This window comes from Micromonospora sp. GCM10011541 (assembly GCF_042650725.1).
GTDB classification, from domain to species: Bacteria; Actinomycetota; Actinomycetes; order Mycobacteriales; family Micromonosporaceae; genus Micromonospora; species Micromonospora sicca.
Genome location: NZ_JBHSBP010000058.1, coordinates 113455 through 139568, shown reverse-complemented (window position 1 = coordinate 139568; position 26114 = coordinate 113455). Strand labels below are relative to the sequence as shown.

Here is a 26114-nt window from a genome sequence, read left to right as displayed (position 1 = left end):
CGAAATCTACCGACGCCTCGAAACCCCGCCCTCAGAGCTTGACGCAGCATAGGAGCGTCCCACACGCCCGGTCAGCTCGAGAAACACCCGATCTGGTGACCCGGCCGTCAGACGTTGAGCCACCAGCTTGTTCACGCTCCGGCCGCGGCGTCCCAGAACGGGTCGGCCTCATCGCCGAGCAGCAGCGGCACGTCGTACATCGACAGGTCCAGCCGCGCGCACACGAACCACACCCGGTGGCCAGCGCCGGTGCTCGAAAGCAGTGTCCACTTCGATCTCGGCCACCGCGGTCGGGTCCACCTGCACGTAGCGCAGCGGCTCGGGCCTGTCCAGCTGCCCGGTCCAGCTTGCCGGCAGTGGCTGCGGCCAGGGGTGCGCGACGATGCCCCGGCGCTGCAACCGGGGCGGGGACAGCAGCGGCGCGAGCTCCCGGCGCTGCGTCATCGCCAGCGGATGGCTCCTGCCGGTGTAGCGCAGGTGCCCACGCCGATCGAACCGACCGAGGAGCACGATGCTCGGGTTGCCGAGGCTGCCGGTCACCCCGCCGATGATCGCCTCGGTCGCCGCGCGTACCCGGAACTTCTGCCAGCCGCGCCGGCCGGGCTCGTGCCGGCCGTCCAGCCGCTTGACGACCACACCCTCGATCCCGGCCGCGGTGTAATTGGTCAGCCGATTGTCCACCTCGTCCATGTCCGTGGTCTGCGGCATGAGGGTCAGCTGCGCGGGCGCATCCTCGAGCACCTCCGCCAGCCGGGTCCGCCACTCGAGCAGCGGGGCGTTGATCAGGACGTGGCCGCCGGCGTCGGCGAGCAGATCCCACATGGCGCAGTGCGCCGGGGGCTTCCGCGCCATCGTCAGCAGACCCCGGCCGGCGGTGATCCGGCGCTGCAGCCGGGCGAAGCTGGTCCGCCCCCCGCTCCCACACGATCAGCTCCCCGTCGAGGATCACCCCGCGGCGCACGGGAGAGTGCCCGGGTGGCCGTCCGGGCCACCCCGGCACCACTCCACCGCGGGTTGTGCCGCCGGATCGAGTGGGCCGACCCGAACCGCAAACGCCTCCACCACCGGCGCAAGGCGTCCCGCCGGTTCCTCACCCCAGCGCGAGATCGACCATCCCGCCCGCGCTGTACCTGCGACATGGCGCGATCGCCGGCGCAGCTCAATCGGCGGACCAGAGCATCGGGTTGAGCGGCCCGCTGGCCACGCTGCCGGCCGGTCGACTGTCCAGAAAAGCCGCCCAGTCCGCGTGCTGGAAGCGGTTGGTTGGCTGCGCCACCTCGATCGCCGCGTCCATGTAGATGATGGTCATCACCCGGCGTGGGATGTCGCCGCGGTTGCCGGGCGCCCGGTGGATGGTCCAACCGGTGTGGAAGCTGACGTCGCCCAGCGCGTATGGCGAATCGTCGATCGGAAAGCCGCCGGCCGCCACGAAGGCGTCGAGCTGAGCCTCTGACTCGTCGCTGATCTCCAGTGTCTGACCGTAACCGGACCGGTGGCTGCCGGCCGCGAAGGTCAGCGGCCCCAACTCCGCCGGTGTGTCCTGCAGCGGCACCCAGGCCGTCACCGTTCGGTCGGTGGAGAGCGGCCAGTAGTGCTGGTCCACATGCCATGGCGTGAAGCCGCCGCCGGCCTCCTTGTAGAGCGCCTGGTCGTGATAAAGCCGCACAGCCGGCACCCCGAGCAACTGGGCAGCCATCCCGGCCAGCCGCCGGGAGAAGACGAAGTCCCGCACCACGTCGCTGTGCCGCCACAGGTTCACCACCTGCAGGAAGGCCCGGCTGTACGTGTCGCGCTCGGCCAACGGCAGGTGCTGGCTGTTGAGCCGGATCACCTGCGCGGTGATCTCCGGCTCGTAATGTGCGACGAGGTCAGGGCTGAGAACGCCCCGCAGCTTCACGAAGCCGTTCGCGGCATAGCGCTCGACGTCCCCGGGCGCTACGGCGTAGTGCTGGTCGAGTTCGGCGCCAGCAGTGGTCATCAGAGCCTCCCATCAAGCGGCTGTCGCAACGTCTGGCCGGGACGGTGATCGGCCCGCTACGCCTGGAATGGCCGGAACCGGTACTCTGCCGGCCGCTGCACTGGGGCACACGCCGCTGCTGGTCGGCAGGGTACCGTTCGGGCGTGCGCCCGTCGCCGCCGAGGACCAGGCGGGGGCGATCGGACGATCCCGGCCGTCCGGTCAGGCGCGGGCGGGGGACCAACCGTGGGCGACGAGTCGGGAGGCGTCGCCGCCCTCGCCGTGGAAGAGCAGCCCGTCCCGGTCCGTCGCGACGATCTGGTCGACGTAGACCCCTCGACCCTGGCCGGAGCCATCGGTGCTGCTGCTCCATCTCAGGTGGGTAGCCTGATTGGGCAGCTCGACCGACACCTGCCACCAGACCCGGCCGCCATAACCGGTGACCGTGCCGTCGCTGGTCCACTGGTGGTTCCCATGTCGCAGCAGCATCCGCCCGGGAGCCCAGGTCGAGCCACCGTCGGTGGAGACCTCGAACCGGGCGCTGTCGTAGCGCGGCTCGGTGTCGTACCAGAGCAGGAAACTGGCCGAGCCGCCCCGCGCCGCCCGGCGCAGCGGTGCGGTGAGGGTGCCCGTCGCGAGGTCGCGGGGGTCGGCCCGCCAGGCGTCCCGCGACCGGGGTCGTACCGGCATCGCTTCGGCGAGGTCGCGCGCGACGGCGCGCCGGGCGACGTTGTTGCTGCCCCAGCCGCGGTCGGGGTGTACCCGGTTGCTGAGCAGGATGACGAACGAGTGGGAGAGCGGGTCGACGACGATCGACGTGCCGGTGAAGCCGGTGTGCCCGAACGCCACGGGGGAGGAGAGCCCCATCATGTACCAGTGCTTGTTGAGCTCGAAGCCCAGTCCGCGATCGCTCTCCGGATAGGCCGGCTCCAGCGGCGCGTTGTAGTTGACCAGCATCGCCCGCACCGTGTCCTCCCGCAGGATCCGTCGCCCGCGGTACTCGCCGCCGTTGAGTAACGCCTGACAGAGCACGGCGAGGTCCGCTGCGGTCGAGAAGGCTCCCGCGTGCCCAGCCACACCGCCGAGTGACCAGGCGTTCTCGTCGTGCACCTCACCCCAGACCATGCCGCGCCCGGCGTACGGCTGGTGCTCGGTCGCGGCGATCCGCGTCCGCCGCTCCGGTCCCGGGTTGTAGCCGGTGTCACTCATGCCCAGCGGTGCGGTGACGTCGTCGCGGACCAGCTCGGCCAACGGCCGGCCGGTCATCCGTTCCGCCAGCACGCCGAGCGCGATCAGCCCGAGGTCGGAGTACACGTACCGGGTACCGGGCGTCGCCCCGGGGGACAGCGGCGTGGCGAGCGCGGCGGCGAACCGCTCGGCCTGCGTCGGGTACCTGCTCCACAGCGGCGTGAAGGCGGGTAGGCCTGAGGTGTGGGTGAGCAGCATCCGTACGGTGACCGCCGCCTTGCCGCCGGCCGCGAACTCCGGGAGGTACCGGGCGACGGGCGCGTCCAGGTCCACCCGCCCCCGCTCGACCTGCTGCATCGTCACGATGGTGGTGAACAGCTTGGACACCGACGCGAGGTCGAAGATCGTGTCGGGCCGCATGGGGATCTGCTGGTCGGCGGGGAGCTCCACCCCGACCAGCCCGGGCGGCGGCCCGGCGGCGGCGTACCGCACCGCCGTGCCCACCGCGGCGTGCTGCACGATAACGCCGTCCTTGGCCGCCAGGACCACGGCACCCGCGTACGCGGGGTAGCCGGGATGGTCGGGGGTCGGCTGGAGATACGCCGCCAGGTCGGCGGGCATGCGGTCCACGTGCTCGGGGAGCAGGCCGACCTCGCGGGCGCTGCCGCGTCGCAGCGTGTCGTTCCGGAACTGGATGTCGGCAGGGGTGACGGCCGGCGGTCCCGGAGTCGGCCGGGGGCTGCGCAGCCGCGGCCGTGGCCGGCACGGAGGTGACCAGAACGGCCACGGCCGCAACGAGCGCGACGGTTCGGAGCGGTTTCGTGCGGACCGCGGTGGCGACGGCACTCCGCTGCATGGTTCCTCCTACCAGGTCAGGCCGTGGCCGTAGGGGTAGAGCACGGTGCCCGCGCCCTCGGCCGTGGGAATCGTGACGGGCAGCCGTCCGCGGGGGGACAGCTCGCCGTGCAGCGAGCGGACGAGAGCGTCCATCGCCGCCCGGGTGTACGAATAGGTCGCCAGGTAGGTGGTCACCCCCGGCAGGTACGCGATGTCGTAGGGGTCGCGGACCGCCACCACCACCACGGGCTTCCCGGTGGCGACCAGCGCTGCGACGAGACGTTGCTGGGTGCCGCGCGGGTCGGTGACGATGGTGTCCCACGCCTTGTTGACCAGTACGACGGTGAGATCGTGCTTGGCTGCCTCGGCAGCGGTCGCGGTGATCACGGGGTCGGACGGGAGGGTCGCGGGTCGGGCGGTGGCTCGGGCGCCGCGGGCGGTGAACCCGTCGGCGACCGTCGCGACCGGAGCGAGGGCGGCGCTGTTCCAACCGGTGACCAGCACCGACCGGTCCGCGTGGGCAAGCGGCAGCAGCCCGGCGTCGTTGCGGACCGCGGTGAGGGTCGGGTCGGTGACCCGGGCCACGGCGGCCAGGTGCTGCGGCGCCCCGATCGTGCGTACCGCCTCGTCGACGTCGACCAGCGGCGACCGGGCCAGGCCCTGCCGGTACTTCATCGCGAGGATCCGCCGGACCGACTCGTCGATGCGCCCCTCGGTCAGCTCGCCGGTGGAGACGGCCCGCAGCACCGCGTCCCGGGCCAGCCGCAGGTCCGGCGGCATCAGGAGCTGGTCCGCGCCGGCCTTGAGCGCCAGCACGGGCACTCGGTCGTCACCGTACTTCTGCCGTACACCGGCCATGTTGAGCGCATCGGTGACGATGACTCCGCGAAAGCCGAGTTCGCCGCGCAGCACGCCGGTGAGGATCCTCGGCGACAACGTCGCCGGGTCGCCGGAGGGATCGAGCGCGGGCACCACGATGTGGGCGGTCATGATCGATTCGACGCCCGCGCTGATCGCCTGCCGGAACGGCGGCGCGTCGATGCGGTCCCACTCCTGTCGGCTGTGGTTGATAACCGGCAGGTTGGTGTGGCTGTCATTTTCGGTGTCACCGTGGCCGGGGAAGTGCTTCGCCACCGCGGTCACGCCGGCGCCGTCCTGGAACCCGGCGACCTGAGCGGCGGTCAGCTCGGCCACCAGGGTGGGATCGGCGCCGAAGGACCGTACTCCGATCACCGGGTTTGCCGGATTGACGTTGACATCGGCGATCGGCGCGTACGGCTGGTGGATGCCGGCCGCGCGTAGCTCGCGCCCGGTGATCTCCGCCGCCGTCTGCGCGGCCCCGGGCGACCGCGCGGCGCCCAGGGCCATCGACCCGGGGAACTGCGCGGCGGGTGCGGGCATCCGCAGCACCACGCCCTGCTCCTGGTCGGTGGAGATGAGCAGGGGCACCCGACCCTTGCTGCCATCGCCGAGGGCGGCCCGCTGGAGCCCGTTGGAGAGGGTGGCGATCTGGCGGGGACTGTCCAGATTGTGGGACCAGGAGAAGTAGCAGACGCCGCCGAGGTGGAACCGGTCGATGACCTCGGCCGGCGTCTCGACGCCGAACGTCGCACGGTTGGCGACGCGGTCGGCGGCTGTGGGCTCGGTGGCGTCGCTGCCGTAGACGTACGTGGAGAAGAGCTGGCCGACCTTTTGCGCCAGGCTCATGTGCCGCAACGTCGAGGTGACCCAGCCGTGCTCGGCAGCGGGCGGGCGCACAAGCGCGGCGGAGGCCTGGACGGGGATCGGCGTGAGGGTGGTCGCCAGGGTGGCCACCAGGACGGTCGCGATGACGAGTCGGGCCTTCATGGACGATGACCTCTCAGTCCGGTTGACTGAAACTTAGCTACACATCGATGAATGGTCAAGAAAGTTTGCTACAGGAGCGCCGGACCGGTCCACCGCGGTCTACAACGGCACCCCGGCGGTCAGCGACCTGTCGTTGCTGCGGGTCGGCCGGCACGTCCAGGTGCTCGGCGCCTGGCATCCGGACACCAACGAGATCGACATCGCCACCGTCTACACCGCCGCCTGGCGGCAGGCCCCCGGGGCGGTGCGTACCCGCGCATCCGCGTGCCGCCCGGAGCGTCGCCCGCAGCACCGCCTGCTGCCCGCGTACCGGCTGCTGGGTGGCGTCGAGCTGACCCTCGGCGGGCTGCTCCTGCTGCCGCCCGTACTGCGGGTGGAGGCGGTGGCCGCGACGGTGCTGGCCGTCGTCCGCGTCGCCTACCTCGGGTACGCCCGCCGGGCCGCCCCGACCTCGTCCTGCGGCTGCCTGAGCGCCCGGGCGACCCCGGTCTCCGGCTCGTAGCCTGGCCCGGTCAGGGCTGCTGGCGGCGGCGGGCGGACTGGCCGGGCTGGCCACCGGCGGGTGGCTGCCTGCGCTGGCCGGGCGGCCGGTGGCCGGCGCCGCCGTGCTGCTCGTCGAGCTGGCGGTGATGGTGTCGCTCTCCCCGGAGCTGGACCCGTCCTGGCTGTTGCCGCTACGCCGGCTGCGCGCCCGGCTGACCCACCCGCTGCGCGGCGGCACCGGTGTACCACTGCTCGCCCCCGTGCAGCAACTCCAGCTCAGCGACGCCTACCGACGGGTGGCGCCGCTGCTCCGCTCCGACGTGCGCGAGCACTGGGACGACGGCGACTGGCGCTTCGTCGGGCACGCCGCGCGCTACCAGGGCCGCCTGGTGACGGCGGTGTTCGCCGTGCCGCTGGTCGACCGGGATCGCGACGCGGTGCGGGTCGGTGGTAGCGCGAGATTACGGCAGGAAGTATTCGGCCATGAGCCGACCGACCCATTGCGGCTGCCGAACGTCGGTGGGCTGGAATTCGATCATGGTGGGTTTGATGTCGATGACCGGTGTGCCCGATATCGCGTCGAGTCCGAGCACCTCGAGTTCCCGGCTGTTCACGGAGGTGATCCGGCAGGTGGTCATGCCGAGGCGGTTGGGACGCCGCGGTCCGCGATCCGCGAACATCCCTACTTCCGGCAGATCGGCCCGGCCGCGTGGTCGCCGCGGCCGGTAGTCCGGCCGTTCCGTCGTCCGGTCGAACACGAAGAAGACGTCGACGTGGGAGAAGTCGGCCAGGCCGAGCAGGCATTCGTCACCGAACCGTTCGTCGACGACGATGGTGCTGGTCACCGCTCCCCAATGGTCTGTCACTGCGCTGTCCGTGCGGTCGTTGCGCACAGTGCCGATGGGGTTCATGACGAATTGCATAGTTCACCTTCCGGGCGTGAACCACCGGCGGCTTGCGGCCGGCGGCTGGGCAGATGGTCCTGTCCGAGCTGCGGTCAGGTACGGATGGAACGGTCGGTCCGGTGGACCTCGACGCTCGAGGTTGCCGACGCCAGCCGCCGACCGTCTCGAATGTTGAATGACATCAGCGCGAGGTTGATCGCGCCGGCGGCCAACTCGACCGCCTGCACCGGGTAGAAGAGCGTGCCGAACTCACCATGTGATGCGAGTCCGTCGAGGTAGAGCGCGGCGGGGACCAGGACCAACAGCCCGATACCCGCGATGAACAGCATGCGGCGCTTCTTGGCGACGATCCCGGGGTTGGTCGCGCTGCCGGCCGTCGCGGATCCGGTCAGCCCGGCGATCCCCAGTGCGGGGGCGAGGACGAAGAGTCCCCAGACGACGGCCTGCCTGGTGTCAGCGATCTGGTGGTGCGACCCGAGCAGCACCGCGAGGACGGTCGAGAGCCAGAACGCCAGGATCGTCACGAAGCCCGTCGCTGCCGCGATCACGTGCAGGCGCTTGATCATGGGGTACTCCTAACTGATGGCCTGCGGCGGCTGGGTCAGGTTCGGGTGCGGTACAGATGCATGGTCAGCGGCCCGAAGACCGCCACGAGCAGGCCGGAGGCGATGAGGACCCCGCCGATCTGACCAGCCTGGGCCGTGCCGTGCATGAGGCCGCGTACCGCGTCCACGAGCAGGCTGACCGGATTGACCTCGACGAACGTCCGCAGCCAACCGGGCATGGTCTGCGGGTCGACGAAGACGTTGCTGGCGAAGGTGAGCGGGAACTGGACGAGGAAGCTCACTGCGCTGATGGCGCTCGGTGTGCGCAGGACGAGCCCGAGCGTCGCCCAGACCCAGGACAGGCCGAAGGCGAACGCGAGGACGAGGGCGATCGCCAGCAGCACGCCGATGACGCCGCCGTCGGGCCGGAAGCCCATGGCCAGTCCCAGGGCGACGACCAGTCCTGCGGCGAGCAGGTTGCGGGCGGCGTCGCTGATCAGGCCGCCCACGATGAGGGCCGGGCGCCAGATCGGCATCGAGCGGAAGCGGTCGATGACGCCACTGGTGATGTCGGTCTTCAGGTTGACGCCCGCGTACACGGTGATGAGCAGCACGGCGAAGACCATGGTGCCGGGGAGGAGGAACTGGAGGTACTCGCGGGTCGAGCCGGCCATGGCTCCGCCGAACAGGTACGTGAACATGACCGTGAACAGGATCGGGATCATGATCGCGTCCGCGAGCTGTTCCGGGACGTGCTTGATCTTCAGCAAGGCCCGGCGGGCGAACGTCAGTGACGCGGACAGGGCACTCGTCCGAGGCGGCCGTGGACGGGTCGACAGGGCGTCGCGGAGGGCCCGATCGGGCGAGCCCGGCGCGTGATGTGTGGTCGATGCTGTGGTCATGGTGCCTGCTCCTGGTGGGCGTCGGTGCCGGCCCGCGCGGGTTGCCCGGTGAGGGCGAGGAAGACCTCGTCGAGGCTGGGCTGGCCGAGTGCGAACGTGGTGACGTCGATTCCGGCGCGGGCCAGGCCGGCCAAGGCGAGCGAGGCGGGCCCGGGGCCGTCGACACGGGCGGACAGCGCGGCGTCGTCGGGTCCGGTCTGGACCGTGGTGCCGAGGACGTCGGTCAGCAGCCGTTCGGCCTCGGGCCGGTGGGCCGGGTCGAATACGCGGACCTGGACGGTTCCCGCCCCCACCGAGGCCTTGAGCTGGGCGGGTGTGCCCTCCGCGATGATCCGGCCGTGGTCGATGACGGCGAGCCGGTCGGCGAGCTGGTCGGCCTCGTCGAGGTACTGCGTAGTGAGCAGCACCGTGGTGCCCTCGTCGGTAAGGGCCCGCACGATGTCCCACACCTGGTTACGGCTGCGCGGATCCAGGCCCGTGGTCGGTTCGTCGAGGAACAGCAGATCCGGGGTGACGATGATGCTCGCGGCGATGTCGAGCCGCCGGCGCATGCCTCCCGAGTACGTCTTGACGGTTCGGCCGCCCGCCTCGGTGAGGCCGAAGCCGTCCAGCAGTTCGTCGGCTCGGGCCCCGGCCTGGGTCCTGCCGAAGCCGAGCAGCCGGGCGAGGATCATGAGGTTCTCGGATCCCGTCAGCTCCTCGTCGATCGAGGCGAACTGACCGGTCAGGCTTATCCGTTCGCGTACGCGGTCGGCCTCGCGGACGACGTCGTGGCCGAACACCCGCGCGGTTCCGCCGTCAGGTTGCAGCAGGGTGGCCAGTACGCGGATGGTCGTGGTCTTGCCTGCCCCGTTCGGGCCGAGGAAGCCGAACACGCCGCCGGTGGGCACGACGAGGTCGACCCCGTCGACGGCGCGGGCGGTGCGGAAGGCCTTGACCAGACCGGTGGCTTCGATCGCAGGTTCGCTCCGTACGCCGTCGGTCGGCGTGGACAGGTCACCGCTCATCGACGATCTCCATCTGCTCCACGGTGACGTCCCTGGCCAGGGCGAACGCCGCGGTCGACTCGGGCCGGGTCGGCGCGACCTCGCGGGCCGTCTGGAGCCCCTCGGCGGACTCCCACCGCCAGATCCCGATCCAGGTCTCGTCATCGAGCTTCCCGAGCCGCGCCTCGGCGAGTCCGGGCACCGCCGACCTGACGGCGGAGACCAGTGCGGCGTGCCTGACCCGCAACTCCTCCGCATCGGCGGGATCGATCGTGAACCGGGTCATCGTTACAACAGGCATCCCTGGAGCCTTTCGCTAGAGGCGTTCACTAGTGACGACTTCTAGAGGTACGCTATTGCGGTGACCGATGTCAAGCGAGTGAACAAGCGGACCGAGAAGGCCGCGGAGACCCGGAGGGGCATCCTGGAGGCCGCCCGCGATCTGTTCATCGACCATGGGTACGGCGCGACCAACATGCAGGATGTCGCCGCGCGCGCGGGTGTGGCCGTGCAGACGATCTACTTCGTCTTCGGCAACAAGCGGTCGCTGCTGAAGGAGCTCGTCGACGTGACCATCGCCGGGGACGACGAGCCGGTCGCGACGATGAACCGACCGTGGTTTCGTGACGCCCTGGCGGCGGCGACCGCCGACGCCCAGCTAAGGGCACACGTCCGGGGCACCCGCGAGATCTTGGAACGGGTCGCGGTGATCACGAAGATGGTCGCCACGGCTGCCGCGACCGACGCTGACGTCGCGCAGCTCTGGCCACATGGCGAGAACCCCAGGTTCGAGGTGCACACAGCCGCCGCGAAGGCCCTGGTCGCCAAGCCGGGAGCGCGCCCGGGAGTCTCCACCGAAACCGCCGCCGATCTCCTGTACGCCCTCCTGAGCACCGAGCTCTACCTGCTGTTCGTGCGTGACCGCGGCTGGTCACCCGAGCAATGGGAACAGTGGACCTACAACACCCTGCGTCCCCAGCTCTGCTCCACCTAGACGGTCATCGCGAGGCACCTGCGGCGCGACCTCCCGCTGACGGAACTCTGCCGGGCGTGCTGCAGGCATTCGGACCACCACATGCCGGCGTGCTGGTGGTCGCGAAGCCAGTGGACGCGGGACGCCGCTCAGGGTGGGCCGGTGCGGTTGGCGGACAGGACCCGCTCGAGTTTCTCGGGCTGTGGAATCTGACGGCATGCCAGCCTGATGCGCGCGCGGCCGCGACGTTCACGGGACTGTCGTCGAGGGTGTCGCCGCCCTTGGCGCCGAGGTGCGCGGCGACTGCGCGGAAGGCGGCGCGGTCAGAGGCGCCGTCCAGTCGCAACCTGACAGCCTTACGGATCACTTCATCAGGACCGAGGCGGGAATCTCGGCCCTGGTCTGGGGCGTGTCGCTACCCGGCACCACCGGTGCCAGCACCGATACCCTCGACGGCCAGGTAGTCAACCTGGACGGGTCTGCCTGACGAGTTGAGGGGTTCGGACACACGCACGTCGAGGTCGCCCCGCACCGGCGGCCTTCGCGACTTTGGCCGCCAGGGCGGGGAGAGACCTCACCAGGAGGAAGCCCCGAGGATCGCTCGCCGACCGACTCCGCCGGCGCCGGCTCCGTGCTGATCCGGCCGCTCGACGCGCGTGTCCCGCCGGACCCGGACTGCGACCAAGAGGTCTGGGACGAACAGGTCCGCCAGCACAAGCATCATCGATATTTGCAGCTATGAAGCCCGTCGCCGGAGCGGCCGGTAACGGGCTTCTCCTCTTTTGCCCCTTGACTCTGACCGGTTTCAGTCGATGCGCAGGCTCACCAGCGCGCCGGTCAGCTCCTGTTCGGCGTACTGGCGGGGCTCCCGGTCGGCGACCATGACCAGGTAGGCGTCCTGCCCGGTCGGCACCCCGCGGACGGAGAACCACAATCGGCAGGTGCCGTCGGTGAGCGCGCGCGGGTCGGTCAGCCTCCCGGCGGCCAACCCGCCTGTGGTCGTGATGAGCACCGGGGCACCGTCGACGACGTCGGCGTGGGCGCCCGTGCCGGCGCAGCCGCCGTGGTCGTCCCTGGTGAAGGACGCGCCGTCGCCGAGCACCACCGCGCCGGAGACCACGAAGATGCCCGTGGTGGGCCGGCTCGCAGCGGCGCCGGTGCGCGGTCCGCTGTTGTTGAGGAACATGGTGAGGGCGAGTGCGAGCCCCGCGGCGGCGCCGGCCCACGTCCAGAGCGGGCGCCGTGAGGTCGGCTCCGGGTGCAACGGCTGCATGGGCTCCCCTGCGCGGTCAGGCCCGCCGGTGTCGGGCGGGACGTCGGGGGGAAGTGTCGTCGAAGATCGTTTATCTTCGCAACCCCGTTCGCGGGGTGCCGCCGCGGACGGGGACCTGGAAGAACGTTACCGGTTCGGTAGACACGGTGAATCGCGCTGGGAGCGCTGGTTAGATCGCCTGGGCCAGCTCGGTGAAAGCTCGGCCACCCGAGTGGCGGGTGGGGAATCGATGGCGAGTTCGTAGTGTCCGCGGCGGAGGTTCTGGACGAAGGCATGCCCTGCGATGATTGTTTGAGCTGTTCGGTCGTTGCGTAGCCCTCGCATCGGTTTGAGTCGGTGCTTGAGCTGGCCGTGGTCGGATTCGATCGGATTGTTCGCATACTGCTCGACGTGGTGCCACGCCTGTGGGATCAGCTCGTCGAGCACGCCGGGATGGATCGCAGCCGCGTCGGTGATCCCTCGGACGGCGTCACCTTCACCGTCGCCAGTACTCGCCGGAAGAACCGCCGGGCTGCGGCGGCGTCACGGCGGGCGGAGACGAGCACGTCGATGACCTGGCCGTGCTGGTCGATGGCCCGGTACACGTAACCCGGCCCCGGGTACGCCGGCGGCCGGTCGACCAGATCGCCATCGACGCCAGCACCCGCCTCATCATCGCCATCAGCGAGCCGCAGCCGGGCAACCGCAACGACACCATCGTCTACCGCACCAGACGGCGTGGTGCCTGGGAAGGGCGATACTCCTGCCACCAGTGAGCCGCGAGGTGCCGGGTCAGCTCCGATGGCAGCTATGGGCGGCTGTCAACCGGGAGGGCTGCCGGTGGCGGGACGACGTCGCGTGGCGGTCGCGATGCGGGGCGGGTCCGGGCGCGCAGCAGGTGGTGCAGCACCACCAGGGGAGCAACGCCGGCCGGGTACCAGGCCAGGTCGACCGGGTCGAACTGCACACCCAGCGCCAGCCTCGCCGCCAGGCTCCGCGCCGACAGCTCGGCCGGCACCCCGGTCAGCTGCGCGCACTCCACCACCCAGCAGAAGACGGTGGCGACCGTCCCGGCCGGCACCGGCGCCATCCGCGGCCACAGGAACAGCACCCCGGCCCAGACCATCGACGCGTACAGCGCAGTGCCGGAGTACTGCCGCAGTGCCCCGTCGTCGACGACGCGGATCAGCAGTGCGAGGCCCAGGAACAGCAGCGCGGCCACCGGCATGAGCAGCCGCACCGTACGGGCCGTGATCGACATTCTGGCGACGGTAGCCACCCCAGCAACGGTACGGGCCGAGCGTCGACTCCGGTCCGGCGGCTACAGCGGCACGAGCCCGGCGGCCAGGTCCGCGGCGGACACCAGCGTCCACGGTGCCCCGGACCGCCCTGCGAGAGCAGGGCGGTCGAGCCGTCGGCCACCTCGCCGTCGAGGAGCACCCCCAGCCGGTCCTGGTCGACCGTCGCGACGAACATCTTCGCCGCCCGGGGCAGCGGCGACACGCCCTCCCCGGCGTCGCGGGTCGCCGCCGCCCGGACCGCGGCCACGGCCTCCGCGCCGCGGCCGACCGGCACCTGCGTGGTGCCGTCGGGGTGCGCGACGACGATCCGGTCGACCCGCGCCGAGGCGTGCCAGGCGGCGAGGTCCAGCACGGTCGGGCGGGTGCCGGCGCCGAAGTGTTCCCACAGGTCGGCGGCGAGCCGGCCGAGCCGCGCGCCGTACCCGCCGACGTTGTGGCCGTACCCGGCGATCGGCAAACTCGCGTCGATCCACATCACCTCGCCGGCGCGGCTCCACTTGATCCCGCCGCGATCGGCTGGCTGACGGTGGGCGTGGTCAATGACGACTCGGTCCTACGTTCAGGTGAACCGATCATCCGGTGGTGAATAGATGATCAAGGGCCGGTCTGGGGTGTTCTCCGGCGTGAGACGAACCCGCTTTCCTAGCTGACGGCTGATGTTGCGCCGGAAGCAGCACAGGATGTCCAGCTGGTGCTGTCCCTGCAGCTGCGCGCGGTCGAAGTCGAACCCGCAACTGCCGCCGACCAGGCGTTACGGTGCGTCACCAGCGGCCAGTAAGTGAACACCTGCTCCGGCCGACGATTGTGCGCCGGAGGCGCTAGGCCCAGGGTGGGATGTATCGGCCCACGTAGTCGCGAGCGCGGGGGAGCGGGTCATGCCAATACTGGTCCGGCATGCGGTGGTGGTGCTTCTCGCAGAACTCGGCGAGACTTTCCATGATCTTGATGCGCTCTAGCGGGTGGCCTTCGAAGTCTGTGTTGACCATCAGCAACTGCGGCTCGGGATTCCAGCCCGAGTGGTCGAGCGCCCAGCCATCCCAGATCGCGTAGGTGTGAAAGACCTGCCGGTCGCCCGCGAAGCGCAAGGCCGCTATCTCGATCGGCCGGTCTGGGTAGGAATCTCGGCAGACCCAGGCGAGGATGTGACACGCTCCGGCAGCGAAGAAGGCTTGGTCCGTCCGTTCCCATGCGACGCGCTGGTCTGATCGCTCGATCGCCGTCCGGCGGAACGCTCCCGCTGCTTTGGCTGCCACAACCCCGGACGTTAGTGGATGGCCCGACGCATCCGCTCGCGCCGCCGGCCGCGGCGGTCGGTAGCGGTGGACCTTTGCCGGGCATGCGGGTCAGCGACCGGCCGGACGGTCTGGCGCCCGCCGGTTGCCTGCAACAAGTGGTACTCGACGATCCGCAGCCGCTGCGGGGCTACCGCTGCTTTCTCCCGCGGATCCCTTCGCGGTGCCCCGTACGCGCTCATGGCACCCCTTGTGTCAAGGCGCCGCTGGAAGCAGGGGTTTAGGGTGGTTGGTGGCGGGTCCGGGAAGTGGCTTGTCCGAAGGGCCGATGTCCGGGGTCAGGTCGGTCACGCTGGATAGCAGAGTCGTCCCCGAGTGCCCTCCCGGATCCGCCGCCAGCCTGCGGTTCTGGTCGGCGACCATGCGGGCGTAGACCAGGTTGGAGAGTCGCCGTTTCAGGGCATGGCTTCCATGGAGGCCTTCCCGGCGGCTTTCTTCGCGTCGAAGTAGGCGCGGCCTTCGGTGCGGTTGCGCAGCTGGACCACGGCCATGATGTGCAGGGTCCCGACGTCTGCCAGCAGCCGGGCTGCGCCTGAGGGGCCGATCCCGTGCAGGTCCATCAGGGTGGAGCTGCGGGCGACCACCAGCTCCTTGAGGTCCTTTCCGCAGCCTTGATCTTCTGGTCGATGCCCTCGAGTTCACCATGGGCTCGACGGCGAGGCGGCGTCTGGTTCTGCCCACGATGTCCCTGGGTCTGATGGTCGCGCACGTGCCTGCCGTGCGGGCAGAAACTGCTTTGCCCCGCCTGGGAACAGCTCCAGCAGCAGCCGGTGCACTGGTTGATGGTCTGCGTGCGCGGCCCAGCTCGTCGCGACGGTCGACCAGCATCCCCATCACCGTCTCACCGTCATGCAGCAGGCGGTGGGCGAGTACGCCCGGTCCGGCGACTGGTCGATCCAGCGCCGGCCGGGCGGTACGGCGCAGCCCCCGACAATGGGAAGGCCCCCGGCAACAACGTCAAGGTGTCGATCGCGATCGGCGACGGCAACGACTCCGCGATCGAGGCAGCCGCATCCCGCCCCAAGGCGCTTCGCGGCGGCCCATCCAGGGCGGATGCCCTCGCTCCAGACATTGATATTGATCGACTCTATCGCAATAATTAACTTCCTTAACAGCTTGCTCCGCAGTCTCGGCCGAGCTCCCGCCACCGACCGACGGGCCAACCCGCTACGGCCCAACCCGGTGGCCAGCCTGCCGCCTCGGCGGACCGTCCCGCATCGACTGCTTCGCACGGAAAGGACCAGGACATGGCGCGACAATTGGCCGGGGCCGCTTCCTCTCGGCCCCGCATCCGGTTGGCCGCGGCGCTCGCCGCGGCCACGCTCGTCATACCCGCGAGCCTGACGGTCAGCCTGCCCGCGGCATCCGCGGCCGTCGTGGGGGCCATCACCGGGTATGGCGGCAAGTGTGTCGACGTCGCCGGGGCGAACCCGGCCAACGGCACCCAGGTGCAGCTCTTCACCTGCAACGGCACTGCGGCGCAACAGTGGACCGTCGCCGACGACGGCACGATGCGGGCGCTCGGCAAGTGCCTCGACGTGGCCGCAGCCGGCACCGCCAACGGCGCCAAGGTGCAGATCTACGACTGCAACGGCACCGGCGCACAGCAGTGGTCGTACGCGAGCGGACAATTGATGAACTCGGCTTCCGGGAAGTGCCTCGACGCGACCGGCCCGAGCTCGGCCGACGGCACCCCGCTGCAGATCTGGACCTGTACCGGCGCCGCCAACCAGAGCTGGACGCTGCCCACCGGCGATGGCACCCCACCCCCCTCGGGCGGGTTCACGCACCCCGGGGTACTGGTCAGCCGCGGCCAGCTCGACTTCGTCCGGTCCCGGGTGCAGGCCGGCGCGCAGCCCTGGGCCTCGGCCTACAACCAGATGATGAGTAGCTGGTACGCCAACCTGTCGCGAAACCCGGCGCCCCGCTCGGTCGTCGAGTGTGGCTCCTACTCCAACCCCAACTACGGCTGCACGGACGAGCGCGAAGACGCCATCGCCGCATACACCACCGCGCTCGCCTGGTACCTCACCGGGGACGGCCGGTACGCCCAGAAGTCGATACAGATCATGGACGCCTGGTCGGCGACGATCACTTCACACACCGGCAGCAACGCCCCGTTGCAGACCGGCTGGGCGGGTTCGGTCTGGCCCCGGGCCGCGGAGATCATCCGGTACACGTACGGCAGTTGGCCCAACGCCGTCCGGTTCACCACCATGCTGCGCAACGTCTACCTGCCGGTGGTCCGCAACGGCTCCAACAGCAACGGCAACTGGGAGCTGAGCATGATGGAGGCCGCGGTCGGCATCTCTGTCTTCCTGGATGACCAGGCCAGCTACGACGCGGCGGTCACCCGCTACCTCAACCGCACCCGGGCCTTCATCTACCTGCCCAGTGACGGCACCCTGCCGTACACGGTGCCTGGCAGCGGGCTGGACACCAGCAGCGAGATCATCAACTACTGGCACGGCCAGTCGACCTTCGTCGCCGGCCTCGCCCAGGAGACCTGCCGCGACTTCACCCACACCGGCTACGGGATCTCCGCCATCTCGCACATTGCGGAGACCTCCCGGATTCAGGGACGGGACCTGTATCCGCAGGTCGGTGAGCGGTTGCGGCACGCCCTCGGCTTCCACTCGAAGTACCAGCTCGGCGAGCCGGCACCCTCCTGGCTCTGCGGCGGCAGTCTCAACCGGGGTCTCGGACCGATCACCGAGGTCGGCTACAACGCGATGGCCAACCGCCTCGGTTACGCGATGGCCAACACCCAGACCCTGACCCTGCAGCAGCGCCCCGCCGGCAGCAACAACCTCTTCGTCGCGTGGGAGACCCTGACCCACGGCGACAACCCGTCCTGACCACGCCGCCAGGGCCAGCCGCCGTCATACCGCCGGCGGCGGCCCGACCCGCCCATCCCGATCCGGCCCGGCGTGACCCGGCTCCGCGCCGGGCCACACCGGCAGGCCGGAACCGACCCCGTCTGCGCCGGTGCTGCGCCGGACCCGGTGAGGCGTACGCGTCGGCGCCACCGGCGCGGGCCGGGGCCGGTCAGGTGGCGAGGGCGAACAGATCCCGGCGGCCCCGTGAGCTGTAGCCCGGCCGCCCAGACGGCACGCGGGTCGCGGCGCAGCGGCAGCCCCACGACGGGTACGGCGACGAGCGTCGCGGCGGTCAGCTCGGCGGTGGCGGCCAGCGAGCTGAGCATGGCCGGCCACTGCCGGCCGCGACCGCGTGTTTGATCGCGGTGGCGGGGGAGAGCTGCAACAACGGCGTGGCGATCTCGGTGATGCCTTGCTGTTCCTGGGGCGTGCCCTGCCAAAATCACTGCCGTGCTGCTGGCGACCCTCGCCACCAGTCGCCTGGCAGCCGAAGACCACCCGCACGCACACTTCGGCCCGCTTCCCTCCCTGGGTTCTGTCTTCGCCGCCCTACGGTCCTCCCCACCTGGTCATGGAGGTCATGGGTCGGATGTGGACGGGGCTCAGGCGATAGAGAAATAATAATTTAGGAATTAATATTGACAGCTTGCGGTAGCCAGGGGCAAGATCCCGGAAACAAACCTCAGGAGTACGGGCATGACTGGTCTGGCAGCCGATCGGGGGCCGTCCGCAACGGACTCGGAGTGTCCGGTCGCCGCGACCCACATCGACGGCTGCGTCACCTCCACGTCGGACATTTCCAGCCTCCCGCTGAAGGTGTCCGACTCGAGCAGGACCGTCGCGCCCGCGGCACCGGCCGCGGATCGCGCGGTGCCGCTCCAGGCTTTCCGTGCCGGTGGGCTGGCCGCCCAGCGGCACGGAGGCGAGGGTCCAGCCGGAGCACGAGCAGGTCCAGAAGGTGGCCGGCACGGAGCTCGACGCGGCGCCCGCCCATTCCTCGGCAGCGAAGGAATCCGATGTGAAACGACTTGTACCCACCGCCCTGCTCGCCGTCACGGTTGGTCTCTTGACCGCATCCGCACCCGCTCACGCCGGCCCGGCGGCCGGCACTGTCGCTGGCGTGGAGTCAGCAGCTCAGCAGGTGCTCAGCCCGACGCCGTACCAGGGCTGGAACACCTACTTCGGCCTCGGCGGCAACTTCTCCGCGGAGTCGGTGAAGGAGGTCGCCGACGCCCTGGTCTCCCGCGGCCTGGCTCGGGCCGGCTACGACATCGTCTGGCTCGACGGCGGCTGGCAGGACCCGGAGCCGCGGACGGCCGCCGGCGACCTGCAGGCCGACCGGACCCGTTTCCCGAACGGGTTGAAGCCGCTGGTTGACTACATCCACGCCAAGGGCCTGAGGGCGGGCATCTACACCGACGCCGGACCGTACATTCCCGGCAAGTGCGGTCTCGGCAGCGGCGGCTACTACCAGCGCGATGCGGACCAGTTCGCCGCCTGGGAGTTCGACGCGGTGAAGGTGGACTTCCTCTGCGGAATCGCCGCGAACCTCGACCCGAAGACCGTCTACACCGAGTTCGCCCGGGCGCTGCGGAACAACGCCAGCGGCCGTCCGATCATCTTCAACCTGTGCAACCCGGTGACCTCGCCCGACTGGGGCATGTACCCCGAGGAGCAGCAGTCGACGTACTCCTGGACGTACGCACCGGAGATCGCGCAGTCCTGGCGGACCTACACCGACGTGGGCTTCGTCGGGGACATCAAGTTCAAGGACGTGCTGCGCAACTACGACGCGAACGCGCGGCATCCTGAGGTTGCCGGGCCCGGCCACTACAACGACCCGGACTACCTCGCCCCGGGACTCGGGATGACCGACGAGGAGTTCCGGACCCAGATGACGCTGTGGGCGGCGGCCGCGGCGCCGCTGGTGATCGGTAGCGACGTACGCAAGCTGAGCCAGACCTCCGTCGACATCCTCACCGACCCCGACATGCTGGCGATCAACCAGGACGCCGCCGGTGTCCAGGCCGTCCGGGTCGGCCCGGCGGGCACCACGGAGACGTGGGTGAAGCGCCTGGCCGACGGCGACCGGGCCGTGGTGCTGCTCAACCGCGGCGAGAGCCCGAAGGTGCTGACCACGACGGCCGCCGCGGTCGGCCTGTCCGGGGCGCGGTTCACCGTCGAGAACGCCTGGACCGATCAGATCACCGAGAGCGCCGGCACCATCAGCGCCGCTGTTCCGGCCCACGGCGCCGCGTTGTTCCGGGTCGGCCCGGCCGCGGGCGTACCGGGTGTGCCGCACGTGACTGCCGGCCTGCCGCAGGTGACGCGGGTCGGCGCCGACCCGGTGCCGGACGGCTACGTACCGATGGTCGCCGGTGGCGACGAGGCGCGGGTCGAGGTGGTCGTCCGCAACGACGGGCTGCGGCCGGTGTTGGCGCCGCAGGTCGGGTTGGCAACGCCCGCCGACTGGACGGTCCGCCCGTTGAGCAAGGCGCCGAGCGAACTGCTTCCCGGCCGCGCCGCCACCTTCGCCTTCGCGGTGGCGCTGCCGCCCTCGGCCGAACCCGGTGCCGCGTCCCTGACCGCCACCACGTCCTACGAGGTGCTCGGGCACGGACGGCTGCGGCAGACGACGGTCTCGGCGGTGGTGGTGGCGCCGGCGCCGCCGGACGGCGAGGTGGTGTTGTCGCATCACCAGTGGGTCAGCGCCACCAGCGGCTGGATGAGCCCGACGGTCGACCTCAGTGTCGGTGGTTGGTCGCCGATCAGCATGCTCGGCCAGGTGTACCCGATCGGCATCGGCGTAGCCTCGCCGTCCACGGTCCGGTACTACGTCGGCAAGGAGTGCAGCCGGCTGACCGCGGTCGTCGGTCTGGACGACGCGGTGCGCAACGTCGGACCGGAGGGGGCGACCGCGACCTTCCAGGTGATCGGCGACGGCCAGGTGCTGTTCGACACCGGCGTGCTGACCCGTGACGACATCCGTCAGGTCGACGTCGACCTGACCGGCGTCCGGGTGCTCGACCTGGTGGTCGGGGACGCGGGCGACGGGGGCTACAACGACCGGGCCAACTGGGCCGGCCTGAACGCCACCTGCTGAACCGGAAACAGTCGCACCCAGGTGACCTCATCTGGGTGCGACTGTTTCTCCAGGTCGATCACCCGCGCGAACGAGGCATCCCGGTCCGTGCTCACGTCGCTGCCACGAACGGCGGCTCTGGGGGCACCCCCGGCGACATCATCGCCGCCCGGTACGCACGTGCCGTTTCCGACACCGGTTCAGGGCGCGCTTCGCCCGGCGGGGGCGAGCCTACGCATGATCTTCCCGCAGGTCCCCGCTCCGGCAGGTCCGCGGGGTGTGGCCCGGCAGGCCCGCCGCCCGACGCCGAGAGCGTGGGGCGGCGGGGTCACCGATCGGATCAGGTGGTTGCGGTTCCCGGCCCGGCCAATGGGCCGTCAGGCTCGGCGCAGGACGAACAGTTCCGCGTCGTGGTCCGCGGTCCACCGCACCGGCAGGCCCACGGCGGTGAGGTGGCTGCCGGAGTAGGTGTCGTCGCCGTGCCGCCAGGTGTCGTCCGTAGCCAGGCCGCGCAGCGGCAGCCGGACCGGCCGGGACGGCAGCAGGCCATGGCCGTCGAGCCGGCCGGTGTGCCAGGCGAGGACGACGAGGGTGTCGCCGTCCGGCGCGGTGTACTGCACGGCGCAGCGCGGCTGGTCGGGCCCGCCGATCAGGTGCACCTCGCCGTGCGTGATCACCTCGCGGATCTGCTTGTACCGGCCGATCCAGCTGGCCGCCTCGGCCCGCTGTCGGGGCGTCCAGTGCCGGATGTCCGCACCGATGCCGAGCACGCCGGCCATCGCGAGCACGAACCGGAACGCCAGCGAGCGGGGCCGCTGGTCGAACAGCCCGACCGCGTCGGTCACCCACGAAGAGAGCAGGTGCGGGGCGTTGGCGTGCAGGAAGCCGTGCTGGATGGCGAGCCGGTCCAGCGGTCCGGTGTTGTCACTCGGCCAGAAGACGTCCGCGTGGGCGGCCATGGCGAGGTCGGTACGGGCGCCGCCAGCGGCGCACGCCTCGATCGTCACGTGCGGGTGGTCCCGCCGCAGGGCGGCGTAGATCCGGTGCAGGTTGGCGACGTGGGCGCCGTCGAGGTCCAGCCGGGTGGCCGCGCCGGGCCGGCCGGACTCGGTGCGCGGCCGGTTGAAGTCCCACTTCAGATACCCGATGTCGTGCCGGCGGAGCAGGCCGTCCAGCGTGGAGTGGACGAACTCGGCGGCCTCGGGGCGGCCGAGGTCGAGCAGGTACTGGTTGCGGATCGGGGTGATCGGCCGGTCGTCGATCGCGTAGACCCAGTCGGGATGCTCGGTGTACAGGCGCGACGCCGGGCTGATCGACTCCGGTTCGACCCAGAGCCCGAAGGTGAGGCCGAGGGCGCGGATCTGGGCGATGAAGGCGTCGAAACCGGCCGGGAACTTGACCGGGTCCGGGGTCCAGTCGCCCAGCCCGCCGCGGTCGTCGTGCCGCCCGATGAACCAGCCGTCGTCAACGACGAAGGTCTCCACGCCGAGCTCCGCCGCGATCCGGGCCAGCGCCAGCTGGTTGTCGGCGTCGACGGCGAACTCGGTCGCCTCCCACGAGTTGTAGAGCACCGGCCGGGCCCGGTCGAGCCGGTCGCCGGCGAGCTGCCGCTGGTAGCGGTGCCAGGCCCGGGCCAGTCCGGCCAGCCCGGCGTCGCTGTGGGCGCCGGCGACCACCGGCAGGGTGATCCCGCCGCCCGCGGGCAGGTCCAGCCCACCGTCGACCAGACGGCGACCGACCCGGACCCGGGTCAGCCCGCCGGTGTCCGGCTCCGCGACGATCTGCCACGAGCCGGTCCAGGCCAGCGCCACACCCCAGGTGGGACCGTCGGGTTCGGCCCGGTCCTGGACCGCGAGCCACGGTACGAAGCTGTGCCCCGGCACCCCCTGTGAGCTGCCGATGGAGAACTGCCCGTGGCCGAGGTCGAGGTGCGCGAGCTGGAACTCCTGCGCCCACTGGCCCCACTGGTAGCTCAGCCGGGCACCGTGCGGCGTCGGCACGCAGAACCCGGCAGAGCCGGCCCGGGCCAGGCGCAGCGGAGCCTCGCCGGTGTTGGTGAGCTCCACCCACCGCTCCACCACATCGGTGCCGGCCGGGATCCGGTAGCAGTGTGCCGCGCGCAACCCGGTCACCGGGTCGGCGAAGGTCACCCGAAGCTGACCGCCGTCGGTCTCCGCCTGCTGGTAGCGCCAGGAGACCCGCCGGTCGCCGGTCGCCGTCTCGACGACCAGGTCGGCGCCCGTGAACGGGCGGACCGCGTCGGTCGCGTACTCCACCGGCGCGAAGTCCCCGGCGGTGAGGAAGGGTGTCGGGCCGGTGTAGCTGGCCGGCGACGGTCCGTGCGCCACGCCCGGCGGACCCCAGCTGACCAGTTCCAGCCACCGGCCGTGCCCGGGTACGACGACGGTGTACTCGGTGGCCACGCCACGCAGCGTCCACGGGCCGGCGAGCGGGGCCGTGTCCTCACCCGCGTCGGTCGCGTTCCGCACCGCAGCGCGTTCGTAGATGTTGCCGGTGGCCGGGTCGCTCACTTGACTGCTCCGAGCGCCAGGCCGGAGACGAAGTGCCGCTGGAAGCGCAGGAACACCAGCAGCGTCGGTACCGCCGCGATGACCGTGCCGGCGGCGATGACGTTCCACGACGAGACGAACTGGCCCTGCAACCCGAGCAGGGCGGGGGTCACCGGCATCTTATCGTCGGTGCGCAGCACGGTGATCGCCCAGAGCAGGTCGTTGAAGATCCAGGTGAAGGAGAGCGCGCCGAGCGCGGCGAGCGCCGGACGGGTCAACGGGAGGATCACCCGGGCGAAGATCTGCCCCGGTCCGGCCCCGTCGACCGTGGCGGCCTCCTGCATTTCGCCCGGCAGGTCCCGCATGAAGCCATGCAGCACGAACGTGTAGAAGCCCAGCCCGAAGCCCACCTGCACCGCGATCAGCGCGGCCAGGGTGTCGTACAGGCCGGTCAGTTCGCTGAACTTGCTGACCGGGATCAGCAGGATCTGCGGCGGCAGCAGGTTCCCGGCGAGCATGAGCAGCAGGATCACCCGTCGGCCGGGGATCCGGTAGCGGCTGAGCGCGAACGCCGCGAGCGCCGCCAGTACCAGGCTGAGGGCGACAGCGGGCACGGTGACCAGCAGGCTGTTGATCAGGGCGCGCAGCTCACCGCCGTCGGTCCAGGCCTGCCGGTAGGTGTCCAGGGTGAACGAGTGTGGCAGGCTGCCCACCCCGTGCGCCGCGATGTCGTCGAAGGTCCTCGTCGACATGGCGACGACCCAGAGGATCGGGCCGAGCCACAGCAGGGCCAGCAGGCTCATGCCGGTGTGGAAAGCGCCGGTGCGCAGTGCGCGGATCATGCGTCCTCCCGGAACGCGCGGACGAGGTAACCGAGGATGACCGCGAGCGCGAGTATGAAGATCACCACTGCGATGGCGGAGCCGTAGCCCAGCCGCAGGCTCTGGAAGGCGGCCGAGTACATGTAGGTGCTCAGCAGCTCGGACGAGTGGTAGGGCCCGCCGTGGGTCAACGCCCACACGATGTCGAACGAACGCAGCGAGTCGATCACGATGACCGAGAGCACCACCGCGTTGACGCCGCGCAGCTGGGGGATGGTCACGTGCTGGAGCCGCTGCCGGGCGTTGGCGCCGTCCATCCGGGCCGCCTCGTGCAGCGCGGGGTCGATCGCCTTCAGCCCGGCCAGGTAGAGCACCATGACGTAGCCGATCTGCCGCCACAGGGCGGGCAGGATCACCGCGTAGAGCGCGGTCTGCGGGTCGGCGAGCCAGGGCCGGATCAGCTGCTCCAGTCCGACCGCGCGCAGCAACTGGTCGGCCAGCCCGTCGGGCTGGTAGAAGACCCGCCAGACCAGCGCCGTCACCACCAGGCTGAAGACCACCGGGGTGAACAGCGCGGCGCGGTAGAAGCCGACCCCGCGCCGCTCGCGTTGCAGCAGCAGCGCCATCCCGAACCCGCCGAGGACCGACAGCCCGCCGAAGAGCACCAGCCAGATGACGGTGTTGACCAGCGCACCCCGGAAGACCGCGTCGCCGGCCAGCTCCGTGTAGTTGCCGAAACCGATGAACGTGGGCGGTTCGAGGCCGTCCCACCTTGTGAGGGAGAAGTAGAAGCCCTGCAGGGCGGGCCAGAACACCCAGATGCTCTCGACCGCGAAGGGTACAAGGACGAACGCCACCAGCAGCGGCGACGGCCGGTTGGCCCGGCGCCGCCGCTGCTTGGGCGTTGGTCCCGCCGTCGAGGTGCGGGAGGTGGCTGGTGCGAGCGTCGACATCAGCCCTTGAAGACCTTTTCGGCGCCGGCCTGCCACTCGCGCAGGATCGCGTCGATCTGGTCGGGCTTGTCGATGAACTTCGTGAGCGCGGTGTCCGCGGTCGGCTGCAACGCGTCGCTGGAGTCGCGGTTGAAGAACTGGGTGAGTTCCTTGGCGTTGTCCAGCATCGCCTTGCCCTTGACGACCAGCGGGCTGTCGGCGGCCTTCGCCTTCGGGTGCGCGGGCAGGACGATGCCGGAGCTGCTCTGGATGTACGTCTCCTGCGCCTGCACCGAGGCCAGGTAGGTCAGCAGCGCCTTGGTGCCGGCCGGGTTCGCCGTCTTCGCGCTGGCGAAGAAGCCGTCGGTCGGCGCCTCCTCGGCGACCGGCACCGCCGGGTCGATGATCGGGAACTGGAAGAAGTCGAGGTCGCCGAGGGCGTCCTTCGGGGCGGCGTCGGCGAAGAAGGTGCCGATGAGGAACATCCCGGTCTTGTTCGCCAGCAGCGCCGTGGTCGCCTCCTGGAACGGGTAGGCCTTGCCCTTCGGGTCGAAGTAGGGCAGCACCTCGCGCCACCGCGCGAAGACCGCCTTGACCTTCGGGTCGTCAAAGCGCTGCTTGCCGGCGAGGAGTTCCCGGTGGAACGGGGCGCCGTTGATCCGGATGTTCAGGTAGTCGAACCAGGCCGAGGCGACCCAGGGGGTGTCGCCCAGGCCGATGCCGATCGGCGCGACGCCCTTGCTCTTCAGCGTCTGGCAGAGCGTGATGAACTCGGCCCAGGTCTTCGGCTCCTGCACGCCCCACTTGGCGAAGTTGGACTTGCGGTAGAAGAAGCCCCACCAGTAGTTGGTCATCGGCACGAAGATCTGCTTGCCGGTCGGGTCGGTGGAGATGTTCCGCAGCGACTGGGGGTAGTCGCCCAGCCCCCGCCAGACGTCGGAGACGTCGAGCAGGAGATTCTTGCTGGCGTAGTTGTTGGCGACCGAGCCGGCGTACCAGGTGTAGAGGTCCGGCGGGTTCGCGGAGGTCAGATACGTCGGCAGCTGCGTGCGGTAGGTCTCGGAGGCGATGGTGTTCACCGTCGCCCTGCCGCTGCCCTGCTTGTTGAAGTTCTCGATGATCTTCTCCATCGCCGCCTTCGCCTGCGGCGAGGAGAGGTTCGACTGGAGGCTGATCGCGCCGGACGCCTTGTCCGCCGGGCCACTGGCGGAGCTGGCGCACGCGCTCAGCAACGAGCTGGCGCCGAGCGCGCCGACGCCGGCGAGGCCGAGGTGCCCAAGGAATCGGCGGCGACTGGGGTCGAAGTCGCTCACGGGGGTGGTCCCTTCCTCAGTGACACGATGCGTGACAACGCGGTTGTGTCAGTCATGTGAACGGTGTGGCCAGAAGGTTGCATCCGCCGCCCGCAGCTGTCAAGATGT

At 70.5% G+C, this 26114-nt stretch carries 23 protein-coding genes and 2 pseudogenes; 5 read left to right on the top strand and 20 right to left on the bottom strand.

The annotated features are described in order from the left end of the window. Positions 1-168: 168 nt before the first annotated feature. The 4 genes from ACFOYX_RS26190 to ACFOYX_RS26175 all read right to left on the bottom strand — a co-directional run bounded on the left by ACFOYX_RS26190 (position 169) and on the right by ACFOYX_RS26175 (position 5830). Entirely contained in the window at positions 169-852 is a 684-nt protein-coding gene (locus tag ACFOYX_RS26190; RefSeq protein WP_322439435.1) for a hypothetical protein, read from the bottom strand. Positions 853-1159: 307 nt separating this feature from the next. Beyond that, positions 1160-1978, bottom strand: a complete 819-nt coding sequence (locus tag ACFOYX_RS26185; protein ID WP_322439434.1) for a phytanoyl-CoA dioxygenase family protein — start codon at positions 1976-1978, stop codon at positions 1160-1162. 201 nt (positions 1979-2179) lie between these two features. Then, positions 2180-3766 carry a serine hydrolase gene (locus ACFOYX_RS26180; RefSeq protein WP_322439433.1) on the bottom strand — a complete coding sequence of 529 codons (1587 nt, stop codon included), beginning with the start codon at positions 3764-3766 and terminating at the stop codon, positions 2180-2182. 243 nt (positions 3767-4009) lie between these two features. Further along, complete coding sequence (locus ACFOYX_RS26175; protein ID WP_322439432.1) at positions 4010-5830, bottom strand: glycoside hydrolase family 3 protein; 1821 nt, start codon at positions 5828-5830, stop codon at positions 4010-4012. A 133-nt stretch (positions 5831-5963) separates the two neighbouring features. Here ACFOYX_RS26175 and ACFOYX_RS26170 point away from each other — a divergent pair, with 133 nt between their 5' ends. After that, positions 5964-6332, top strand: coding sequence for a MauE/DoxX family redox-associated membrane protein (locus ACFOYX_RS26170; protein ID WP_322439431.1), 369 nt, complete (start codon positions 5964-5966; stop codon positions 6330-6332). A 172-nt stretch (positions 6333-6504) separates the two neighbouring features. Here ACFOYX_RS26170 and ACFOYX_RS26165 read toward each other — a convergent pair whose 3' ends face one another. The 6 genes from ACFOYX_RS26165 to ACFOYX_RS26140 all read right to left on the bottom strand — a co-directional run bounded on the left by ACFOYX_RS26165 (position 6505) and on the right by ACFOYX_RS26140 (position 9937). Beyond that, positions 6505-6645, bottom strand: a complete 141-nt coding sequence (locus tag ACFOYX_RS26165; protein ID WP_322439430.1) for a hypothetical protein — start codon at positions 6643-6645, stop codon at positions 6505-6507. Between the two features lie 129 nt (positions 6646-6774). Beyond that, positions 6775-7236 carry an SAM-dependent methyltransferase gene (locus ACFOYX_RS26160; RefSeq protein ID WP_322439429.1) on the bottom strand — a complete coding sequence of 154 codons (462 nt, stop codon included), beginning with the start codon at positions 7234-7236 and terminating at the stop codon, positions 6775-6777. Between the two features lie 74 nt (positions 7237-7310). Next, on the bottom strand, positions 7311-7784 hold the full coding sequence (locus ACFOYX_RS26155) for a hypothetical protein (RefSeq protein ID WP_322439428.1): 474 nt from the start codon (positions 7782-7784) through the stop codon (positions 7311-7313). A gap of 35 nt (positions 7785-7819) precedes the next feature. Then, entirely contained in the window at positions 7820-8665 is an 846-nt protein-coding gene (locus tag ACFOYX_RS26150; protein ID WP_322439427.1) for an ABC transporter permease, read from the bottom strand. Next, the gene (locus ACFOYX_RS26145) at positions 8662-9672 is read right to left on the bottom strand and encodes an ATP-binding cassette domain-containing protein (RefSeq protein ID WP_322439426.1); all 1011 of its coding nucleotides are present in this window, start codon (positions 9670-9672) and stop codon (positions 8662-8664) included. Before ACFOYX_RS26145 ends, ACFOYX_RS26150 begins: the two co-directional genes overlap by 4 nt. Continuing rightward, positions 9662-9937 carry an antibiotic biosynthesis monooxygenase gene (locus tag ACFOYX_RS26140; RefSeq protein ID WP_322439425.1) on the bottom strand — a complete coding sequence of 92 codons (276 nt, stop codon included), beginning with the start codon at positions 9935-9937 and terminating at the stop codon, positions 9662-9664. Before ACFOYX_RS26140 ends, ACFOYX_RS26145 begins: the two co-directional genes overlap by 11 nt. A 75-nt stretch (positions 9938-10012) precedes the next feature. On the opposite strand from ACFOYX_RS26140, the gene ACFOYX_RS26135 reads away from it, so the two are divergent. Beyond that, positions 10013-10645 (top strand): helix-turn-helix domain-containing protein, encoded by a 633-nt coding sequence (locus ACFOYX_RS26135; protein ID WP_322439424.1) that lies wholly within the window; start codon positions 10013-10015, stop codon positions 10643-10645. A 784-nt stretch (positions 10646-11429) separates the two neighbouring features. On the opposite strand, the gene ACFOYX_RS26130 is transcribed toward ACFOYX_RS26135, so the two are convergent. Together ACFOYX_RS26130 and ACFOYX_RS26125 are read right to left on the bottom strand one after the other, a co-directional pair. After that, entirely contained in the window at positions 11430-11897 is a 468-nt protein-coding gene (locus ACFOYX_RS26130) for a hypothetical protein (protein WP_322439423.1), read from the bottom strand. A gap of 169 nt (positions 11898-12066) precedes the next feature. Continuing rightward, positions 12067-12484: pseudogene (locus ACFOYX_RS26125) on the bottom strand (DDE-type integrase/transposase/recombinase); the annotation flags it as partial. Positions 12485-12517: 33 nt separating this feature from the next. On the opposite strand from ACFOYX_RS26125, the pseudogene ACFOYX_RS26120 reads away from it, so the two are divergent. After that, positions 12518-12604, top strand: a pseudogene (locus ACFOYX_RS26120) (IS5/IS1182 family transposase); the annotation flags it as partial. Between the two features lie 80 nt (positions 12605-12684). Here ACFOYX_RS26120 and ACFOYX_RS26115 read toward each other — a convergent pair. From ACFOYX_RS26115 to ACFOYX_RS26100, 4 genes are all read right to left on the bottom strand, one after another. Beyond that, entirely contained in the window at positions 12685-13137 is a 453-nt protein-coding gene (locus ACFOYX_RS26115; RefSeq protein WP_322439422.1) for a DUF2809 domain-containing protein, read from the bottom strand. Continuing rightward, on the bottom strand, positions 13062-13652 hold the full coding sequence (locus ACFOYX_RS26110) for a hypothetical protein (protein ID WP_322439421.1): 591 nt from the start codon (positions 13650-13652) through the stop codon (positions 13062-13064). Before ACFOYX_RS26110 ends, ACFOYX_RS26115 begins: the two co-directional genes overlap by 76 nt. Before the next feature lie 343 nt (positions 13653-13995). Next, positions 13996-14430: a hypothetical protein gene (locus tag ACFOYX_RS26105; RefSeq protein ID WP_322439420.1), complete on the bottom strand. Its 435-nt coding sequence runs from the start codon at positions 14428-14430 to the stop codon at positions 13996-13998. 434 nt (positions 14431-14864) lie between these two features. Then, positions 14865-15053: a hypothetical protein gene (locus ACFOYX_RS26100; RefSeq protein WP_322439419.1), complete on the bottom strand. Its 189-nt coding sequence runs from the start codon at positions 15051-15053 to the stop codon at positions 14865-14867. Positions 15054-15716: 663 nt separating this feature from the next. Here ACFOYX_RS26100 and ACFOYX_RS26095 point away from each other — a divergent pair. Next, positions 15717-17327, top strand: a complete 1611-nt coding sequence (locus ACFOYX_RS26095; RefSeq protein WP_322439418.1) for a ricin-type beta-trefoil lectin domain protein — start codon at positions 15717-15719, stop codon at positions 17325-17327. Positions 17328-18468: 1141 nt separating this feature from the next. Next, positions 18469-20451 carry an NPCBM/NEW2 domain-containing protein gene (locus ACFOYX_RS26090; protein ID WP_322439417.1) on the top strand — a complete coding sequence of 661 codons (1983 nt, stop codon included), beginning with the start codon at positions 18469-18471 and terminating at the stop codon, positions 20449-20451. Positions 20452-20807: 356 nt separating this feature from the next. Here the strand turns inward: ACFOYX_RS26090 and ACFOYX_RS26085 are convergent, their stop codons facing one another. From ACFOYX_RS26085 to ACFOYX_RS26070, 4 genes are read right to left on the bottom strand one after another with little or no spacing between them, the layout of a single operon-like run. After that, positions 20808-22961: an alpha-galactosidase gene (locus ACFOYX_RS26085; protein WP_322439416.1), complete on the bottom strand. Its 2154-nt coding sequence runs from the start codon at positions 22959-22961 to the stop codon at positions 20808-20810. Beyond that, positions 22958-23782 carry a carbohydrate ABC transporter permease gene (locus tag ACFOYX_RS26080; RefSeq protein WP_322439415.1) on the bottom strand — a complete coding sequence of 275 codons (825 nt, stop codon included), beginning with the start codon at positions 23780-23782 and terminating at the stop codon, positions 22958-22960. The genes ACFOYX_RS26085 and ACFOYX_RS26080 overlap by 4 nt, the downstream gene beginning before the upstream one ends. Beyond that, positions 23779-24714 (bottom strand): sugar ABC transporter permease, encoded by a 936-nt coding sequence (locus tag ACFOYX_RS26075; protein WP_322439414.1) that lies wholly within the window; start codon positions 24712-24714, stop codon positions 23779-23781. Before ACFOYX_RS26075 ends, ACFOYX_RS26080 begins: the two co-directional genes overlap by 4 nt. After that, positions 24714-26006: an extracellular solute-binding protein gene (locus ACFOYX_RS26070; protein WP_322439413.1), complete on the bottom strand. Its 1293-nt coding sequence runs from the start codon at positions 26004-26006 to the stop codon at positions 24714-24716. Before ACFOYX_RS26070 ends, ACFOYX_RS26075 begins: the two co-directional genes overlap by 1 nt. Between the last annotated feature and the right edge of the window lie 108 nt (positions 26007-26114).

Coding starts and splice junctions, on each gene's coding strand:
- ACFOYX_RS26190 (WP_322439435.1), bottom strand. CDS start 852: ATGGCGCGGAAGCCCCCGGCGCACTGCGCCATGTGGGATCTGCTCGCC.
- ACFOYX_RS26185 (WP_322439434.1), bottom strand. CDS start 1,978: ATGACCACTGCTGGCGCCGAACTCGACCAGCACTACGCCGTAGCGCCC.
- ACFOYX_RS26180 (WP_322439433.1), bottom strand. CDS start 3,766: ATGCCCGCCGACCTGGCGGCGTATCTCCAGCCGACCCCCGACCATCCC.
- ACFOYX_RS26175 (WP_322439432.1), bottom strand. CDS start 5,830: ATGAAGGCCCGACTCGTCATCGCGACCGTCCTGGTGGCCACCCTGGCG.
- ACFOYX_RS26160 (WP_322439429.1), bottom strand. CDS start 7,236: ATGCAATTCGTCATGAACCCCATCGGCACTGTGCGCAACGACCGCACG.
- ACFOYX_RS26155 (WP_322439428.1), bottom strand. CDS start 7,784: ATGATCAAGCGCCTGCACGTGATCGCGGCAGCGACGGGCTTCGTGACG.
- ACFOYX_RS26150 (WP_322439427.1), bottom strand. CDS start 8,665: ATGACCACAGCATCGACCACACATCACGCGCCGGGCTCGCCCGATCGG.
- ACFOYX_RS26145 (WP_322439426.1), bottom strand. CDS start 9,672: ATGAGCGGTGACCTGTCCACGCCGACCGACGGCGTACGGAGCGAACCT.
- ACFOYX_RS26140 (WP_322439425.1), bottom strand. CDS start 9,937: ATGACCCGGTTCACGATCGATCCCGCCGATGCGGAGGAGTTGCGGGTC.
- ACFOYX_RS26130 (WP_322439423.1), bottom strand. CDS start 11,897: ATGCAGCCGTTGCACCCGGAGCCGACCTCACGGCGCCCGCTCTGGACG.
- ACFOYX_RS26115 (WP_322439422.1), bottom strand. CDS start 13,137: ATGTCGATCACGGCCCGTACGGTGCGGCTGCTCATGCCGGTGGCCGCG.
- ACFOYX_RS26110 (WP_322439421.1), bottom strand. CDS start 13,652: ATGTGGATCGACGCGAGTTTGCCGATCGCCGGGTACGGCCACAACGTC.
- ACFOYX_RS26095 (WP_322439418.1), top strand. CDS start 15,717: ATGGCGCGACAATTGGCCGGGGCCGCTTCCTCTCGGCCCCGCATCCGG.
- ACFOYX_RS26080 (WP_322439415.1), bottom strand. CDS start 23,782: ATGATCCGCGCACTGCGCACCGGCGCTTTCCACACCGGCATGAGCCTG.
- ACFOYX_RS26075 (WP_322439414.1), bottom strand. CDS start 24,714: ATGTCGACGCTCGCACCAGCCACCTCCCGCACCTCGACGGCGGGACCA.